The 18446-nt window shown below is 45.4% G+C and carries 13 protein-coding genes; 7 read left to right on the top strand and 6 right to left on the bottom strand.

Annotated features, from left to right (window positions below; translation table 11 throughout):
• Window positions 1–20: 20 nt before the first annotated feature.
• The 4 genes from lipA to BLR32_RS12875 all read left to right on the top strand — a co-directional run bounded on the left by lipA (window position 21) and on the right by BLR32_RS12875 (window position 7011).
• On the top strand, window positions 21–941 hold the full coding sequence (lipA, locus tag BLR32_RS12860; RefSeq protein WP_245705418.1) for a lipoyl synthase: 921 nt from the start codon (window positions 21–23) through the stop codon (window positions 939–941).
• A gap of 334 nt (window positions 942–1275) precedes the next feature.
• Window positions 1276–2604 carry a TolC family protein gene (locus BLR32_RS12865; protein WP_089832354.1) on the top strand — a complete coding sequence of 443 codons (1329 nt, stop codon included), beginning with the start codon at window positions 1276–1278 and terminating at the stop codon, window positions 2602–2604.
• Window positions 2605–2658: 54 nt separating this feature from the next.
• The gene (locus BLR32_RS12870) at window positions 2659–3801 is read left to right on the top strand and encodes an efflux RND transporter periplasmic adaptor subunit (protein ID WP_089832356.1); all 1143 of its coding nucleotides are present in this window, start codon (window positions 2659–2661) and stop codon (window positions 3799–3801) included.
• 36 nt (window positions 3802–3837) lie between these two features.
• Window positions 3838–7011, top strand: a complete 3174-nt coding sequence (locus BLR32_RS12875) for an efflux RND transporter permease subunit (protein WP_089832359.1) — start codon at window positions 3838–3840, stop codon at window positions 7009–7011.
• Window positions 7012–7086: 75 nt separating this feature from the next.
• Here BLR32_RS12875 and BLR32_RS12880 read toward each other — a convergent pair whose 3' ends face one another.
• Together BLR32_RS12880 and BLR32_RS12885 are read right to left on the bottom strand one after the other, a co-directional pair.
• Window positions 7087–7500: a hypothetical protein gene (locus BLR32_RS12880; protein ID WP_089832361.1), complete on the bottom strand. Its 414-nt coding sequence runs from the start codon at window positions 7498–7500 to the stop codon at window positions 7087–7089.
• A 199-nt stretch (window positions 7501–7699) separates the two neighbouring features.
• On the bottom strand, window positions 7700–10381 hold the full coding sequence (locus BLR32_RS12885; protein ID WP_089832363.1) for an AsmA family protein: 2682 nt from the start codon (window positions 10379–10381) through the stop codon (window positions 7700–7702).
• A 105-nt stretch (window positions 10382–10486) separates the two neighbouring features.
• Between BLR32_RS12885 and BLR32_RS12890 the strand changes: the two genes are divergently transcribed.
• Complete coding sequence (locus tag BLR32_RS12890) at window positions 10487–11077, top strand: TrmH family RNA methyltransferase (protein ID WP_089832366.1); 591 nt, start codon at window positions 10487–10489, stop codon at window positions 11075–11077.
• A gap of 191 nt (window positions 11078–11268) precedes the next feature.
• A complete protein-coding gene (locus BLR32_RS12895; protein ID WP_089832368.1) occupies window positions 11269–12093 on the top strand; it encodes a class I SAM-dependent methyltransferase in 825 nt (274 codons plus the stop codon).
• A gap of 93 nt (window positions 12094–12186) precedes the next feature.
• Here the strand turns inward: BLR32_RS12895 and BLR32_RS12900 are convergent, their stop codons facing one another.
• Window positions 12187–13266 carry a fatty acid desaturase gene (locus tag BLR32_RS12900; protein WP_089832370.1) on the bottom strand — a complete coding sequence of 360 codons (1080 nt, stop codon included), beginning with the start codon at window positions 13264–13266 and terminating at the stop codon, window positions 12187–12189.
• A 232-nt stretch (window positions 13267–13498) separates the two neighbouring features.
• On the bottom strand, window positions 13499–14260 hold the full coding sequence (locus BLR32_RS12905) for a Fic family protein (RefSeq protein WP_218124191.1): 762 nt from the start codon (window positions 14258–14260) through the stop codon (window positions 13499–13501).
• A 207-nt stretch (window positions 14261–14467) separates the two neighbouring features.
• Here BLR32_RS12905 and BLR32_RS12910 point away from each other — a divergent pair, with 207 nt between their 5' ends.
• Complete coding sequence (locus BLR32_RS12910; RefSeq protein WP_143011459.1) at window positions 14468–14848, top strand: hypothetical protein; 381 nt, start codon at window positions 14468–14470, stop codon at window positions 14846–14848.
• A gap of 71 nt (window positions 14849–14919) precedes the next feature.
• Here the strand turns inward: BLR32_RS12910 and BLR32_RS12915 are convergent, their stop codons facing one another.
• Window positions 14920–17328, bottom strand: a complete 2409-nt coding sequence (locus tag BLR32_RS12915) for a ribonucleoside-diphosphate reductase subunit alpha (RefSeq protein WP_089832376.1) — start codon at window positions 17326–17328, stop codon at window positions 14920–14922.
• Between the two features lie 86 nt (window positions 17329–17414).
• Window positions 17415–18386, bottom strand: a complete 972-nt coding sequence (locus BLR32_RS12920) for a ribonucleoside-diphosphate reductase small subunit (protein ID WP_089832378.1) — start codon at window positions 18384–18386, stop codon at window positions 17415–17417.
• Window positions 18387–18446: the final 60 nt, after the last annotated feature.

Here is an 18446-nt window from a genome sequence, read left to right on the forward strand (position 1 = left end):
TCCTAAAGAAAGGATCAGAGATGGAAGAAACACCGATTACAACCGCAACGCCATGCAGCACAGCGCCTGCTGCCGCTGCTCCGAGAACTAAGAAACCGGACTGGCTGAGGGTTAAGTTGCCAATAGGAGAGAGTTATAAGCAGGTACGTAACCTGGTTGATACACATAAGTTGCATACGATCTGTGAGAGCGGTAATTGCCCTAATATGGGCGAATGCTGGGGAGCTGGCACCGCCACTTTTATGATTCTGGGGAATATCTGTACCCGCAGCTGTGGCTTCTGCGCAGTAGCTACCGGCAGGCCCGAAGCTGTGGATTGGGATGAGCCTCAACGGGTTGCGGAAGCAATCTACCTCATGAAAGTGAAACACGCCGTGATCACTTCGGTGGACAGAGATGAGCTGAAAGATGGTGGTTCCATCATCTGGGCCAATACAATTAAAGCAGTCAGGTCACTGAATCCGGATACAACAATGGAAACATTGATCCCTGACTTCAGGGGGCAGTGGGAAAACCTCCAGCGCATCATTGAAGTGGCGCCGGAAGTAGTATCCCACAACCTCGAAACAGTGGAACGCCTCACCAAGCAGGTGCGTATCCAGGCTAAATATCACCGTAGCCTGGAGGTGATCCGTCGCCTGAAAGACGGAGGCATGCGTACCAAAAGCGGTATCATGCTCGGTCTTGGTGAAACTAAAGAGGAAGTGGTACAGGCAATGCAGGACCTGTACGATAATGGATGTGACGTGGTGACACTCGGACAATATCTTCAACCTACCCCAAAACATCTGCCGGTTGTCCGTTTTGTTCATCCAGACGAGTTCGCAGAATTGCGTGAAATAGGATATAATATGGGCCTGGATTATGTTGAATCAGGACCATTAGTGAGATCTTCCTACCATGCAGAAAAACATATTCATAGTGGACGTGCGGTGAAATAGAAGTTAAACTGTTGTTTAAATTTACATCAGTGGTAACATGTTTCTGATTGCGAGTCACTATCTTTGCCGTGCAATTACGGGAAAGGTATAGCTATAATTCCCTTTAACAGGAATTATAGCTATACCGTCTGTCGGCTTTTATCCCAAAAATTGTAATCTACCGTTAACAACCTGAACCTACCTGTTTGCAGTTTGTGCATATGCTAAACTGTGCCCGTCGTTTGCCGAGATTCACTTTAGCATCCGAATCCAAAATAGAACATTATATATACCGGGCAATATCGTCGTTGTCCTTCGATTGGTGTAAAGAAGAATCTGATTGTCAAAACCTTTTATGAAAAGAGTATTTTATCTGACCGCCGTACTAAGTGCTGTGCTATATAATGCACCCTCTTATGCGCAAAAGGTCTCCGATTCATTGCTTCCTCAGGCAACCTTGCAGGCTTGCATTCAGTATGCGCTTAACCATCAGCCAGTTGTAAAACAGGCAAGACTGGATGAAGACATCACTGAATATACCATTAAAGGTAAACTTGCTGACTGGTATCCTCAGGTTGGGCTGGACTACAATCTGTACCATTATTTAAAGGTACCGACTTCCTATTTCAACGGTAACTATGCCCAGATTGGTGTAGCCAATACCTCTGCCGCACTGTTCCAGTGGAACCAGAACCTGTTTAACCGCGACCTCCTGCTGGCTGGCAGAACCGCCCGCGACGTACGTAAACAGGCAAAGCAAAACACAGAAAGCTACCGGATCGATGTGGTGGCCAATGTAACCAAGGCTTATTTCGACCTCCTGCTTACCCAGAAACAGATTGATGTCCTGAATGAAGACATCACCCGCCTGGAACGTAGCCTGAAAGATGCCTATAACCAATACCAGGGTGGGCTGGTGGATAAGACCGACTACAAACGGGCTACCATCTCTCTCAACAATACCCGTGCGCAGAAAAAAACAGGGGAAGAGCAGCTGAAAGCGCGTGAAGCTTATCTGCGCCAATTGATGGGATATCCTGTCTCCGGCTCATTGCCACTGGTGTATGATACTGCCCAGATGGCACAAAGTGTACAACTGGACACTACTGTTGCCGTGGCTTATGACAACAGGATAGAAATGCAGTTGCTGCAAACACAAAAGGTTTTGCAGGAAGCGGAACTGAAATATAACAAGTGGAGTTTCCTCCCGACAGTGTCTGCTTTTGCAAACTACAGTTTCAACTACCTGCACCCTGATTTCCCGAAATTATACAGCAACAACCTGCCAAGTTCCCAGATAGGGTTGAAAGTATCCCTACCTATCTTCCAGGGCTCTAAACGTATCTACAATATCCGTCAGTCGGAGTTGCAGGTAAAACGTATAGACCTGGATGTGGAAAACCTGCGTAATCAGATCAATACGGAGTATACACAGGCGATGGCTACTTATAAGGCTAATTTCAACCAGTTTATGGTGATGAAGGAGAACGTGGACCTGGCCCAGGAAGTATACAACCTCATCGAACTGCAGTACCGGGAAGGTGTGAAAACATACCTTGAGGTGATCACTGCTCAGACTGACCTCCGTTCAGCGCAACTCAATTATTATAACGCGATGTACACTGTACTGTCGAGCAAGATAGATCTGCAGCGTGCACTGGGAACAATATCAACTAACTACTAATAAGGAAACTGGCCGGGCCGCAAGCCTGGTCATTGAAAGGACAAATATTTTCAGATGAAAACAAAGCAACACATTCTCCTCATTGGCGCTACAGGCTTATTTTACCTGGCTTCCTGTAAAGGCCCGGCTCAGAAAGCAGCCATGGTACTGCCCCCAACACCGGTAAGCGTTGTTCCTGCCGCTATGGGCACCGCTGTCTATTACGATAAATATCCCGCTACCGTAGTGGCATTGAACCAGGTAGAACTGCGTGCACAGGTATCAGGGTATATTACCGGCATTTTCTTCAAAGAAGGTGAAGTGGTACAGAAGGGAAAAGCGCTCTATGAAATAGACCGTCGTAAGTATGAAGCTGCTTACCGCCAGGCAGAAGCAAGCATCGCCCAGGCAAAAGCTAATCTTACCAAAGCACAGAAAGATGCAGACCGTTACCATAAACTGGCAGAGCAGGATGCGATTGCCCGCCAGACTTTGGATAACGCAGATGCAGCACTGGATGTAAGCCGTAGCCAGCTGGCTGCAGCTGAAGCATCCTTACTGGCAGCACGTACAGATCTCGATTACTCCATCATAAAAGCACCTTTCACCGGCCGTATAGGTATTTCACAGGTGAAATTGGGTGCACAGGTAGGTGCAGGAAACACATTGCTGAATACAATGTCTTCCGAAAACCCTATCGCAGTTGATTTCGTGGTAAATGAAAATGATATCCCACGCTTCTCTGCCCTGCAGGGTAAGGCTGTAGCCGCTGGCGATTCTACTTTCCGCCTACAGCTGCCTAACGGAAAACCATACGATGAACCAGGCCGTCTGACTGTAATCGACCGTGGTGTGGATAACCTGACAGCGACCATTAAGGTGCGTATTGAATTTAACAACCCTAAGGGCGAGCTGAAAGAAGGTATGAGCGGTGTCATGAACGTACTGAACGATCAGTCGGGCGACCGCGTGATCATTCCTTACAAATCAGTGGTGGAACAGATGGGCGAATTCTTTGTATTCGTTGCGAAAGATACTGTTGCTGAACAGCGTAAAATACACCTCGGTCCTCGTATGAGAGACAGGATCGTGGTAATGGACGGCGTACAGCAGGGTGAACTGATCGTAACAGAAGGTCTGAACCGTTTGCGTGATGGTGGTAAGATTGATACCACTACCGTGAAAAAAGCTCCGGATGCAGCCGCAGCCAAGAAATAGATAACAGTTTGAGTTTGAATCAATAGAAGAAGAAACATGATTGCAAATACTTTTATACGCAGACCGGTTACCGCAATAGTAATATCTATTGTGCTGGTGCTGGTAGGGTTGCTGGCCATGACCACCCTCCCGATCGGTCAGTACCCGGAAATTTCTCCTCCCACTGTACAGGTAACCGGTACCTATATCGGCGCCGATGCGCAGACCGTTGAGCAGACCACTGCCACTCCTGTGGAAGTGCAGGTAAACGGTACGCCCGGTATGACCTATATGACCAGTAACAGTACCAACAGTGGAGCCATGAGCTTGACTGTTAACTTTGAAGTAGGTACAGATATCAATATCGCGGCGCTGGACGTACAGAACCGTGTAGGTATCGCACAACCAACCCTGCCTCAGGAGGTACAGCGTCTGGGTCTTACCGTAAGAAAGCGTAACCCCAGTATCCTCATGCTGGTGGCTTTATACTCTCCTAAGGGAACACACGATGTAACATTCCTCGATAACTATACCAACGTATACATCAAAGATGCGTTGCTGCGTGCGAAAGGTGTGGGTGATATCTTCACCCGTGCCGACGATTTCAGTATGCGTATATGGCTGAAACCTGACAAGCTGGCCCAGATGGGGGTAACAGCAGAGGAAGTAAGAGCGGCTATCACCGAGCAGAATGCGCAGATCTCCGCAGGTACAGTAGGTGCTCCTCCACAGAAAACCGGACAAACATATGAGTATACCATTTTCGTAAAAGGCCGTCTCGTTACAGCTGAGGAATTTGGTAACATCATTATCAAAACCCGTCCGGAAGATGGTGCAGTAGTATACCTGAAAGATGTAGCCCGCGTACAGCTGGGTAAATTCAGCTATAGCAACAACTCTTATGTGGATGGCAGAAGAGCATCTTACCTGCTGGTATACCAGGCGCCGGGTAGTAACGCGATCGAGACTGCAGAAGCTGTGTATGAAACCATGGCTCAGCTGAAAAAGACCTTCCCTAAAGATGTGGACTATGTAGTACCGTTCGAATCAGTTTCCGTGATCCAGGTATCCATCCATGAGGTGGTAGAAACACTGCTGGAAGCGCTGTTACTGGTGGTGGTAGTGGTATTCCTCTTCCTGCAAAGCTGGAGGGCGACCATTATCCCGGTACTCGCGATCCCCGTGTCTATTATCGCAACGTTCATATTCTTCATACCACTCGGATTTACCATCAACACCCTGACCCTGTTCGGTTTCGTACTGGCCATCGGTATTGTGGTGGATGACGCCATTGTGGTGGTGGAGGCGGTCCAGCATAATATGGACCATGAACAAATGACACCTAAGGAGGCTACTTATGCAGCCATGCAGGAAATCTCCGGACCAGTAATCGCCATTGCGCTGATCCTGGCGGCGGTATTCGTACCGGTAGGATTTATACCCGGTATCGTAGGCCGTCTGTATCAGCAGTTTGCGATCACTATCGCGATCTCCGTACTGATCTCCGCTTTCGTGGCATTGTCACTCACACCAGCCTTGTGTACGCTCATCCTGCGACCAATGCATCTCGATAAGAACTCTAAGGGTCTGAATAAATTCTTCTTCAAATTCAATACATGGTTTGGTCATGTAACCAGCCGCTATTCAATGGGTGTGAAGAAAAGTATCCGTGGGGCGCGCTATGTGCTGATCATCCTGATCTGTATCATGGTAGGTACCGTGATGTTGTTCAGAGGTAAGCCTACAGGCTTTATCCCGACAGAAGATGAAGGTCGTGTGTACATCACTTTCGACCTGCCGGAATCATCTTCTACAGAGCGTACTATTGCCGTGATGACAGAAATGATGCATACGCTGGATAGTGTAAAAGCAATTGATCACTACGCGGCCCTCGGAGGTCTGAACGTAGTAAGCTTCGCAACAAAATCCAACAGTGCTACTATCTTCTGTCAGCTGAAACCATGGGATGAACGTAAGGATAAATCACAACAGATATTTGCGCTCGTAGCCCAGCTGCAGGCTAAACTGTCAAGATTTAAGGAAGCCAATGTGGTGGTAATTCCTCCTCCGGCAATTCCGGGTCTGGGTTCCACAGCAGGTTTCTCCTTCATCCTGCAACAGAAAGGCGGTGGCGGAGACATTAAAGAGTTTGAAGGTGTATTGCAGAAATTCACAATGGCCATCAACCAGCGTCCTGAAATAGCAAGGGCATTCTCCTTCTTCACGGCGCGTACTCCTGGCTACCAGCTGGAAATAGACCGTGAAAAAGCCAAGAAAATGGGTGTGCAGATATCCTCTATCGCTACCGCATTACAGACATACCTGGGTAGTGCTTACGTGAATGACTTCACCGTATATGGACGTAACTTCCGTGTGGTAACACAGGCCGACTCTTCTTACCGTGGCGATATCAAGGATCTGTCCCAGTACTTTGTACGTAATTCTTCCGGTACGATGGTGCCATTGAGTGCACTGACATCTTATAAGGTGACAGAAAGTGCGCCGGTAATTTCCCACTACAACCTGTTCCGCTCAGCGGAAATAAACGGTAGCCCTGCTCCGGGTTATAGTAGTGGCGATGCCATTAAAGCGCTGGAAGAAGTGGCCGCACAGGTATTGCCTGAAGGGTACGGATATGAGTTCTCCGGTTTGAGCCGTGAGGAGATCCTGTCAGGATCGAAGACGGTTTACATCTTCATCCTGTCTATTGTATTCGTATTCCTCTTCCTGGCAGCCCTTTATGAAAGCTGGACGGTACCATTCTCCGTACTGCTGGCAGTACCTATCGGTGCCTTTGGTGCGATCCTGACGCTGACCTTCCTGCCTAGTCTCACCAACAACGTATATGCGCAGATCGGTCTGATTACGCTGATCGGTTTGTCGGCAAAGAACGCGATCCTGATCGTGGAATTTGCGAAAGAACGTGTGGACAGAGGTATGGAACTGGTCACAGCGACCGTGGAAGCGGCCAAGCTGCGTTTACGTCCTATCATCATGACGTCCCTGGCGTTCCTGTTAGGTATTATGCCGCTGGTAGTATCCAGTGGTGCAGGTGCGGAATCCCGTAAAACAATGGGTTGGACAGTGTTGGGTGGTATGTTTACCGCTACCTTCCTGGCTATCTTTATTGTACCGGTATTATTCGTAACTATTACCCGTCTGGCTTACGGTAAAGAGAAACTGAAAGCTATGCAGGAAAATTATAAAGCAATGCAGCATCACGAATTATAAACGGAAATATTGCAGAGAAAAAGAAAAGGCGCCTGCGTTAGCAGGCGCCTTTATTTATTTAGAACTATTCTGGGCTTATTTGATGGTCATGGCAAAAAAGATCACTGATGCAAGAATGGATGCAGCAATCATTACCAGCAGGCTAATAAGTAAGATCTTCCAGCCTACATGTACTCTCATCTGGTGAGCAGGAGGTACAATATCTTCAAATCGGACAGCTTTTCTCTTTGTATACAAGTTGGCGGTGATAGCAGGCACTCCAGCCTCTAATGCAACCTGTTGCATAATGGCCGTTTTCAGGTGAGCAGGCGGCAATGCCGCTTCTTTGAAAGCCAGGCGTTCAAGTTTACGCTCGATTTCCTCTTTTTCGGTCTGTAGTTCCGGGAAAATATCGAGATAGAACTCATACTCAGATTCTTCCTCCGGCGTAGCAAAGCCGAGAAGCACCTTTTCGAGATTTCCATCTGATATGTAACGCTCGTAGTCCATAGTTGTGATGAGGGTATTTTCTCAAGTTAACACATCCGCCTTCGGCGGGATAGAGAAATATGCTTATTTATCCGTTCTGCGAATTTGGGGAAAAACTTAGAGAAAAAGTTGTCCAAACTAGCAAAATGGTTAACAGTATAAAAAAAGTAAAAACGGTCTGAAGGAAGTTTTCAGACCGTTTTTATCTTGACTGATTATTTTAGTTCGTTTTTTTCTTGTTAAACAGGTTGCCGATCGTGTTCTTTACAGCCTGTCCTGCCTGTTTGCCGGCATCCTGTAAAGGCGCTGATTTGGTACCGGTAGTATCTTTTTTACCGGTCAGCTGTTTAGTGATCTCATTTTTTACACCTGCAATAGCGTTATTTTTCACTGATGTGAGGGTATCCTTCAGGGCTGTTTTCACAGTATCCACTTTATTCTTTACAAGTGTGGATGCCTGGTCTTTCAGGTTGTTCAGTGTACCGGAAGCGGTTTCCTGCAGGTCGGTCTTGTAAGTCGGTTTCATGATATTACCACCCAGCAGCACATTCAGGTGAACGCTGTCGCTGACATTCACAGGAATACCTTTGCTGCTTGCTTTTGATGCCAGGCTGGTGATCAGTGCATCACCCTGTTTGCCGATCACGCTGCGTGGGAGGGTCATCTGCAGGGTATAGTCCAGTGACTGGTCAAAGCCATGGGAACCGCCTACCAGCATACTGATATTGCTGAAATTCACTTTGAATGGATTTACTTTCACGCGGCCATTCTCAAAAGCGAAATAAGTCTTGATATCTTTCAGGGAAAGATTTTTCAGCTGGGTTACGTTCAGTGTATTGGCCAGTTGGTCCACCGGAGCAAATTTCTGCAATGCACCTTCCAGTACCAGCAGGTCACCATCACCAGTCAGGCTGCTTAGCAGCGGCATCATATCCTGTCCCAGTTTGCCGGTAAGTGCAAGCTTGGAATTGATCTTACCATTCAGGAATTTAGCCACAGGCATGAGGGCCTGTACGGTATTGAAGGCATTGAAAGTCTGCTGCACGTCTACATTCTGTACGTTGTAAGACATGTTGATATCCGGGTTGGTCTTACTGTTTTTGGTGCTATAGCTGCCATTCACTTCCATGCTTCCCTGCAGGGCGTTTGCTTTGATCTGCTGTATGGAAACGGTTTCGTCTTTCAGTAAGAGGTTTCCGGAAAGATTGGACATATCCAGTTTATCGTAGTGTACTTTATCTACCAGTGCCTGTAAAGCGAAGTTCAGGTTAGCCGGAACAGCGAAAGGAGCGCTGGCTGTATCAGCAGGTGTTGCTGCCGCAGTTGTTTCAGTAGTACCCATCCATTTGTCAAGGTTGACTTCATCCGCTTTAACGGCCAGTTTACCATCCAGTGCCTGATTTTTCAACACATAAGCCAGCATGTTATTCACTTCACCGTTTGCCTGGAAGTTAGTACCCAGGTATTGTCCGTCGAACTTAGACACGGTCACATTCTTCGGATTGAACTGCATGGACAGGGTGTTCACCTTTACGCCATCTGGGTAATCCTTGCTGCGGTACAACAGGTTACTTACCAGGATGTTTCCTGCAGCATAGAATTTATCGTATGCCTGTCTCTCAATAGCGCTCATATTTCCTTTTGCGCTTACATCTGCATCTACCAGACCACTCAATGCTGTACCCTCTTCCAGTTTGTAAAACTGGGATACTTTGGAGAGGTCCAGTTTACCTTTTGCAGCACCATCCACATACATATCCGAGATAGGAGTTTTCACCAGCAGGCGCATATCCAGTGGGGTATTGTCCATTTCCACGTGCGCAGAAGGCATGTCTACAACGGTATGATCAGGAACACCATCCGGGTTGTTCACGCTCATTTTAACCTGGATATTCTTCACTGGTTTAGGCAGATCAGGATATTGGAAGAAACCGTCCTTTACAGCCAGGTTCAGGCCAAAAGCAGGCATCTGGGTAGCGCTGTAGGTGCCTTTTACATAACCGTCAAAAGCAGCGGTACCCTCAGTTCTGATCTTGTCGAAATCCTGCATGAAAATAGCCGGTACAAGAGAGAGGATGTCTTTGAATTTGGTAGACGGTGCCTTCATGGTAAGGTCCATGCCGTAGGTGCTGTCATTCACCATTTTAAAGAAGCCCTGGAAAGCCAGTTCCAGGTTATTCAGCGTAGCCTTTCCTTTCTGGAAGGTGTAGGTGCTGGTTTTGTTATCTACCTGTATATCAGCGTCCATTGTTGTTTTGGTACGCAGCAGGTAGGGGATGAGTCCATAACGGAAGGTAACGCCTTCAGCCTGGGTATTGGTCTGCAGGGTGAAAAGGTCCTGCGTGAAGTCGCCTTTCCCCTGATGATCCAATCCTTCTATGAGTAAAGCCATATCACCCTGCTGGTCATCGTAGCGGATGGTGGCATCTTCGATACTATATTTCTGGAGGTTCAGAGCGAATTTGGAGGTGGCGGTATCTGCCGGATTGGCCTGTGCGGTATCAGGCTTCATAATATCCCAGTTTACCAGCCCCTGTTTATTGATGATAGCGTGTACTTTGGGTTCCTGGATGCTTACATTGTAAATATCCATTTTATCCCCTTTGATAACGCTCATAAGGTTCAGTGCCAGGTCGATTTTCTTTATTGCAACGAGTGTATCGCCGGCAAATGGGGCGCGGTTTACAACGCTGAGGTCTTCCAATGCTACAGCCAGTCTTGGAAAATGTCTTATCAGGCTGATATCCACATCTTTAAAATCGACGTCTGCGACAAGTTGTTTGTTCAGCTCCGTCTTAACGAGAGACATGATCTTGCCTTTGAAGAAGTAAGGGATGGCAATTGCTGCTATAACCAATACCAGCAAGAAGATTCCTACGATTTTGAGGATTTTTTTGAACATGTTTTAGATAAATGTTTTTTATTATGTATGAAGGTAACAAGGAAAACCCGTATTCGAAAGTTTGATTTAGGTTAAATTTGCCCCCTGAAATTAATATAATCTTATATGACGCCGGAACGCAGGGAAAGGTTACTATCCGTATTAAATAAAAGACAGGCAGGGCTGACCGTTGTACTGGAAAACGTACAGGACCCCCATAATATTTCAGCAGTAATGCGTACCTGTGATGCTGTAGGCATCCAGGAGATCTATGTCCTGAACAACAAAATCGCCCGGCATAAGAAGTGGGGTGCCAGGAGTTCTTCCAGCGCTGCTAAATGGCTGACTATCCATCAGTTCTCCGATACGGCGGAATGTGTGGCGGCGCTCAGACAAAAATATGATAAGATCTTTACTACCCATCTTGCAGCAGATTCAGTTGGCCTGTACGAAATTGATTTTACCGGGTCAGTAGCATTGGTATTTGGGAATGAACATGAAGGGGTGGGCGACGAGATCCGTGCGGCGGCAGACGGGAATTTTGTTATTCCCCAGGTAGGGATTATCAAGTCGCTGAATATATCAGTAGCATGTGCAGTGAGTATTTATGAGGCTTTAAGGCAACGGACGATTGCAGGGTGTTATGAAAAGAGGAATCTGCCGGATGGGCAGTTTGAGGAGCTGCTGGAGAAATGGGGATTTGAGGAGGAAGAATAAACGGAGATACTATGGAGTATATTAAGAAGGCGCTTAAGCAGGAATGCTTAAGCGCCTTTAGTTTTTAGGGGTACCTGGATGGAGTTACTATGTATTCGTGCAGTCAACTAACTGTAGTAATATTTCTTCTGCATAAGGGAATTTCTGTCTGAGCATTGTCTTAATCCATTAAAAGAACAACTAACAACACTATGAATCCATTTACAGGCCACAACATCGCTCTGGGCAAAGAGAATACAATGGGTGATTCGGTTATGCTATTAGGTGATAGCAATCTTTGGAAATCAGTAAAAAAAACCGTTGAATTATTTTATCCAGGCTCGCCGAAAGAAAATGCCAACTACAGTGTAGTGGACCTTGGATGCCTGGAAGGAGGGTATTCCGTGGAATTCGCCAGGATGGGATTTAATACAACGGGTATTGAAGTGAGGCAGGACAATATTGACAAATGTAACTATGTCAAACAACAGCTAGGTTTGGACAACCTGAAATTCGTAAAAGATGATGTAAGAAATCTGAAGAACCACGGAAGATTTGATATTACACTCTGTTATGGATTGCTCTATCACCTGGAAAATCCTGTAGCGTATCTGAAAACGATCTGCGAAAACACCAATAAGCTATTGGTCCTACATACGCACTATGCCAATGAGCATGATTTCAGATATAGCCTCGGAGCGCTTAACAATCTTTACAGCCCGTTTGAGAAAAGAATTAAACCGCTGTACACCAAAAGGAACTACAAGTTAGGACGATTGACAACAAATGAAGGTTATAGAGGGAGATGGTATAAGGAATGGAATGCAGGAACTTCAGAAAATAAGGTGAGTAAGATGTTATGGGCGTCTCATGGTAATGATAAATCATTCTGGCTGCTAAAAAGAGATCTGATGAAAGCTTTGTACGCTGTAGGGTTTGATCATGTATTTGAGCAGGCAAACTTTATAGGAGATCTGGCTGCTGATAATTATATTGAGTATAATGATAGGAGTATGATCATAGCGTTTAAGAAATAAGGATAAACAAAAAAGCCGTTTTCCCCTGTTTCTAAGGCCGTTGTGAAACATGACCTTAGAAACAGGGGAGCGGCTCTTTATTAATATACCTTATCAGGCAGCTGTTTCGGCTTGTGCAATAGTCTGCTTCACCCGCTTTACTTCTTCGAGATAAGGATTCCTGTAAGTCTCTATGAACTGCTTCTTGGCATCGCGGCAGGAGCTCACACCACCAATAAATTTCAGGGTCCTGATGTAATACCAGGCGAAATCAATCTGGCCTGGTAAAAAACCCGACCTTGCACTTGCAGGATAGAGATGATGGTTGTTATGCCATTCTCCTGCAACGATTCCCGGCCACCACTGATTGATGGACTTATCTTTTGTATTAAAGTCAAATCCTACCACCTGCTTGTCTTCTCCTTTGGCATGTCCTTCATAATTGAAAGTTCTAACACCTACACCCCATACACAAGCGCCGGCCAGCAGTGCTGTTACCAGGTAAAACCCGCCGATAACATAAAAAACAGCAATCCAGAATGCCCAGTTTGCAAATGTGGTAATCACTGTCCTTAAAGGGTGCGCTACAGATCCCCATTTAAGATAGCTGGCATAGCTATTGGCTTTTACACCTGTATGGCTTAACATAGCCGCTACTTTATTGTAATCTTCTTCACTTAAGTTTTTAGCTATAGGCTGATGGTTGGCATCTGCCAGAAAGCAGTATAAAAAACCACCCTCTGCATTATAAGGATCACCTGGTTCGTCTGATAAAGCATGATGCACATGATGCGATACAATATAAACTTCTTCCGCCAGCATCTTAATCACGAGGTTAGCCGTAAAAAAGCGCCAGAATTTATTGCTGAACTTGTAAGCCTGATGTGTGCCATAGCGGTGGTACCAGATGGTGCCATGTGTCCCAATAAAAATCATTCCATACACAAAGGCCGCCAGTAAATACCAGATGTTAAAATCCTGTACCTGCATTACAGTAAAAATAATGACGAACGGAGCAAGCAGCAGGATACAGAGCCAGGAGAAAAACGGCAGCCAGTTTTTACGGGAGGCCGTAATATTGATTCTGCGGAAAAATTCGGTAAACAGTTGTCTAACAGTTGGCTTCACAAGCAAACCATTGCCGTCTTTCCAGCCATAGCTGGGAACAGCCAATACATTCTCAATAAATGACATACGCTTTAAATAAACAGTTGTAAATAAGTTTCATAGGACCCACTAAAGGAAAAAAGGAGACTAATGGGAGAGCGATAGAGGAAAGAATAATAGTTACGCTAACGTAAAAAAATAATTCGCATACAAGATGGCTCTAATCATCGATCTGAGCTCAATATAGTTCATAAATCACAGAACTATATGTTAAAATTATCAAAATGAGTAGAATGAAGCGGGCAGGACTGCTAACGACTTAGGAAATCTTTACGCCACTTTTCAAGAGTGCCGCATTTATGCTCAAATCGAGACTCCAGATTAATTGCTGAGAAATATATTCTATGAAAGGTTCCGGATTCCCACTATCAGCGTCAGCTAATACTTGCAGATACTCTTTTTTATTTGCAGACTTAATCACTACAGGCGGCAGATGATGTTTAAACAAAACATAATTCATCAACAATCGCGATAGCCTTCCATTACCATCATCAAATGGATGTATGCGCACAAAATTATAATGCAACATCGCCGCTAATACCACAGGATGCAGCTCATTCTTTTCCTCCTCTTCCCGCAACCACATCATTAATTCCCCCATCTTTATCGGTGTCTCTTCAGGAGATGCATAATGGAATATTTCTCCGTTTGGCAAACGTACAGAATTGGGATACTCTTTGTAATTACCTACTTTGATTTCGCGCCGTGTATACTGCCCATCCGATGTGATGGCCTCTTTCCAGAAAGGGCGGACTAATAATAATGAGTGCAGATTTTTAATGGTAGTCTCAGTAAGTGGTCTTTCATTATCAGCCGCTAATTCTTTTATTAGCTCATATGCAACATCATGGCCTTTCATTTCCTCGTACTCCCGCAGCTCATGATTACCTGTTGTTCTGTCGAAGATCAGTAACAATTCAGTTTCTCCGTACGTAAGCGTATTGCCTTCCAGATGATTGGAATTGTAGTTGAATTCCAGCCTGAACTTTTTGTCAAGCCTTTGCTTGTATTCAGCTTTCATGGGGAGAAGTTGTCTTAACTGTTCAGTTAACAGTGTTACTTTTTCAACGCCGGATGTCATCTGCTGTAATTTGTTTAAAATTAGTCAATTGAGATAATGCAGAAAAATCCATTTACTCAATCCCATAGAGTACTCATTCATTCTGTTCATTATTCTTCTTAAATTACTATTGATATACCCTAAATGTTGACTCAAAACCCAATCTCCATGAAAGCACTATCTATGTCCCTGCTTTTCGTTTTGGCATCGTTCGTATTTTCATCATTCAAGCCGCTGCCGGCGGCCATGACTACAAGCACAGCGAAGTTTGCTGATGGCACACTCGTTGGTTACCAGATCGATGGTACATCATATGCTTATTTCTTTTCTGCGGATCTTTCTGCCTCTTCTCCTTATCCGATCACACAGATCTCTGTGTCTCGTTTATCAGGAGAGTCATTAGCGGTAGTAGGATTTTCCGGAAGTGTTGTACGTGCACCGTTCCTCCATTTCAACATCAATGGAACGGCTACGGTGACATTCATCGACAATGGCACAACGGTGACAAAGAATCTGACAGGTTTTATTGAAGGTGGCATCATTGAATAAGCCTGTTATACGACAACAAAAAAGCCGTCTCAACTGAGACGGCTTTTCTTATATTGATAACTGTTATTTCATCATGCACTGCAGGTTACACAACCTTCTTCCATGGTACATACTGCACCTTCCACAAATTCAACTTCATCCAGTTTGGAATCAACCGCAGCTTTCGCACCTTTCGCTTCCGCTTTCTTTTCCACCATTGGTTCCATCTGCTGACCACCTTGTTTTTCAACAGTGAACTGTACCGCCTGTGCAGCAGCCTGCGTACGCAGGTAATACATACCTGTTTTCAGACCCTTCTTCCATGCGTAGAAGTGCATAGAGGTCAGTTTAGCTGCAGATGGAGTGTCAACGAACAGGTTCAGTGACTGTGACTGGCAGATGAATGCACCGCGGTCTGCCGCCATGTCGATGATAGTACGTTGTTTGATCTCCCACACTGTTTTGTACAGGTCTTTGATCTGTGTTGGAATCTCTGGAATATGCTGGATAGATCCGTTGGAAGTAATGATCTTGTTCTTCATATCATTATCCCACAGGCCCAGTTCTACCAGGTCTTTCAGCAGGTGTTTATTTACTACTACGAACTCACCGCTCAGTACACGACGGGTGTAGATGTTTGAAGTGTAAGGCTCGAAACATTCGTTGTTACCAAGGATCTGAGAAGTAGATGCAGTTGGCATTGGCGCCAGCAACAGGGAGTTGCGGATACCATGTTTCTTGATCTCAGCTTTCAGCGCTGTCCAGTCCCAACGTGGAGATGGTGTTACACCCCACATATCGAACTGCAGGATACCTTTGGATGCAGGTGAACCTTCGTAGCTTGAATAAGCGCCATCTTTTATAGCCAGATCTTTGGATGCAGTCAATGCAGCAAAGTAGATGGTTTCAAAGATCTCACTGTTCAGTTGTTTCGCTTCTTCACTTTCGAATGGATAACGCATCAGGATGAACGCATCAGCCAGACCCTGTACGCCCAGACCGATAGGACGGTGACGCAGGTTACTGTTACGTGCTTCATCAACAGGGTAGAAGTTATTATCGATGATGCGGTTCAGATTGAGCGCAGCCTGATAAGTTACTTCATATAATTTCTCATGATCGAATTTACCATCTATCACGAAGCGTGGTAATGCCAGTGAAGCCAGGTTACATACCGCTACTTCATTTGCATCGGTATATTCAATGATCTCAGTACACAGGTTGGAACTCTTGATAGTACCCAGGTTCTGCTGATTGGATTTGCGGTTGGCAGAATCTTTATACAGCAGGTAAGGAGTACCGGTTTCGATTTGTGCATCGAGGATAGCAAACCACAGGTCCTGTGCTTTTACTGTTTTACGTGCACGGTTTTCCTGCTCATATTTTGTGTAGAGTTTTTCGAACTCTTCACCCCAGCACTCATGCAGTCCTGGTGCTTCATGAGGACAGAACAGGCTCCACTCACCATTTTCTTCTACACGTTTCATGAACAGGTCCGGCATCCACAGTGCGTAGAAGAGGTCTCTTGCACGCATCTCTTCCTTACCGTGGTTCTTGCGCAGGTCAAGGAATTCGAAGATGTCAGCATGCCATGGTTCCAGGTAGATAGCGAAAGCACCTTTACGCTTACCACCGCCCTGGTCTACATAACGTGCAGTGTCGTTGAATACACGCAGCATTGGAATGATACCATTGGAAGTACCATTGGTTCCGCTGATGTAAGAACCTGTAGCACGGATATTATGAATGCTCAGACCAATACCACCAGCGCTCTGGGAGATCTTCGCAGTTTGTTTCAATGTATCGTAGATACCCTCGATACTGTCGTCCTGCATGGTGAGCAGGAAGCAGCTGGACATCTGAGGTTTAGGTGTACCAGCGTTGAAGAGGGTAGGAGTAGCATGTGTGAACCAGCGCTCACTCATCAGGTTGTATGTCTTGATAGCTGAGTCGATATCTTCTTTGTGGATACCAACAGACACACGCATGAACATGTGCTGCGGACGTTCTGCTACCTTACCATCCACTTTCAGCAGATAAGAGCGTTCCAGTGTTTTGAAGCCGAAATAATCGAAAGCAAAATCACGGTCGTAGATGATGCTGGAATCCAGGACCTCAGCATTTTTTCTAATGATCTCATATACATCGTCAGCGATCAATGGAGCAGGTTTACCTACTTTAGGATCGATGTATTCATACAGTGTCTTCATTGTTTTAGAGAATGATTTCACTGTATTTTTATGGAGATTGCTCACCGCAATACGCGATGCAAGCAAGGCATAGTCAGGATGTTTTGTAGTAAGCGATGCCGCTGTTTCTGCAGCCAGATTATCAAGCTCGCTCGTAGTCACTCCGTCATATAAACCCTGTATCACTTTCTTAGCTACATCGATAGCGTCTACATATTCCGCATTCAGTCCGTAGCAGAGCTTTTCGACACGAGCAGTAATCTTATCAAACTTAACAGCTTCTTTGTGGCCGTCGCGCTTAATTACAAACATGGGCAAGTGAATTTAAGAGGTTGAGTAATATATGAATTATGGTTAGTTGGCAAATTGTGCAATAGAATGCAATTATTATGCCTTTATTAGAAATCTTCGTCCAGGCTGAAGGTTTGTGTATCCTTACCAGACATCACACCTGCTTTCTGGTAATCGCCTACTCTCTTTTCAAAGAAGTTGGTCTTACCCTGCAGGGAGATCATTTCCATAAAGTCAAACGGATTTGCCGTGTTATATATTTTAGCATAGCCCAGTTCACTTAACCAGCGGTCAGCAACAAACTCGATATATTCTGACATCAGTTTGCTGTTCATACCGATCAATGCTACAGGTAATGCTTCGGTGATAAATTCTTTTTCGATAGAAACTGCATCACGGATGATGGTATGTACCTGTTCCTGTGGCAGTTTGTTTTCCAGCATGCTATACAGCAGACAGGCAAATTCACAATGCAATCCTTCATCACGGCTGATCAGCTCATTGGAGAAGGTCAGTCCCGGCATTAAGCCTCTCTTCTTCAGCCAGAAAATGGAGCAGAAACTACCGCTGAAGAAGATACCTTCCACAGCTGCGAAAGCTACCAGGCGCTCAGCGAAGTTGCCATTCTCGATCCAACGGAGTGCCCACTCAGCCTTTCTCTTTACTGCAGGTACAGTTTCGATGGCATGGAACAGGCGGTCTTTTTCTACCGGATCCTTTACATAAGTATCTATTAATAATGCATACGTTTCCGAGTGGATGTTTTCCATCATGATCTGGAAACCATAGAAGCAACGCGCTTCCGGCAGCTGTACTTCACTCATGAAGTTAACAGCCAGGTTCTCATTCACAATACCATCACTTGCGGCAAAAAAAGCTAATACGTGTGTAATGAAATGACGTTCTCCATCATTGAGGTTATTCCAGTCCTTCATGTCTGCACTCAGATCGATCTCCTCTGCTGTCCAGAAACTCGCCTCATGTTGCTTATACTTCTCCCATACCTTCGGATAGTTGATAGGCAGCAGTACAAATCTGTCTTTGTTTTCTTTTAAAAGCAGTTCATTCTCTAAATTCATCACTCAGTAAATTTTATATGGTTAACGTATACAGAAAAGAAAGGACATGACGGAGATGTT

Source organism: Chitinophaga filiformis, from assembly GCF_900102545.1.
In the GTDB taxonomy this organism is placed as follows: domain Bacteria; phylum Bacteroidota; class Bacteroidia; order Chitinophagales; family Chitinophagaceae; genus Chitinophaga; species Chitinophaga filiformis.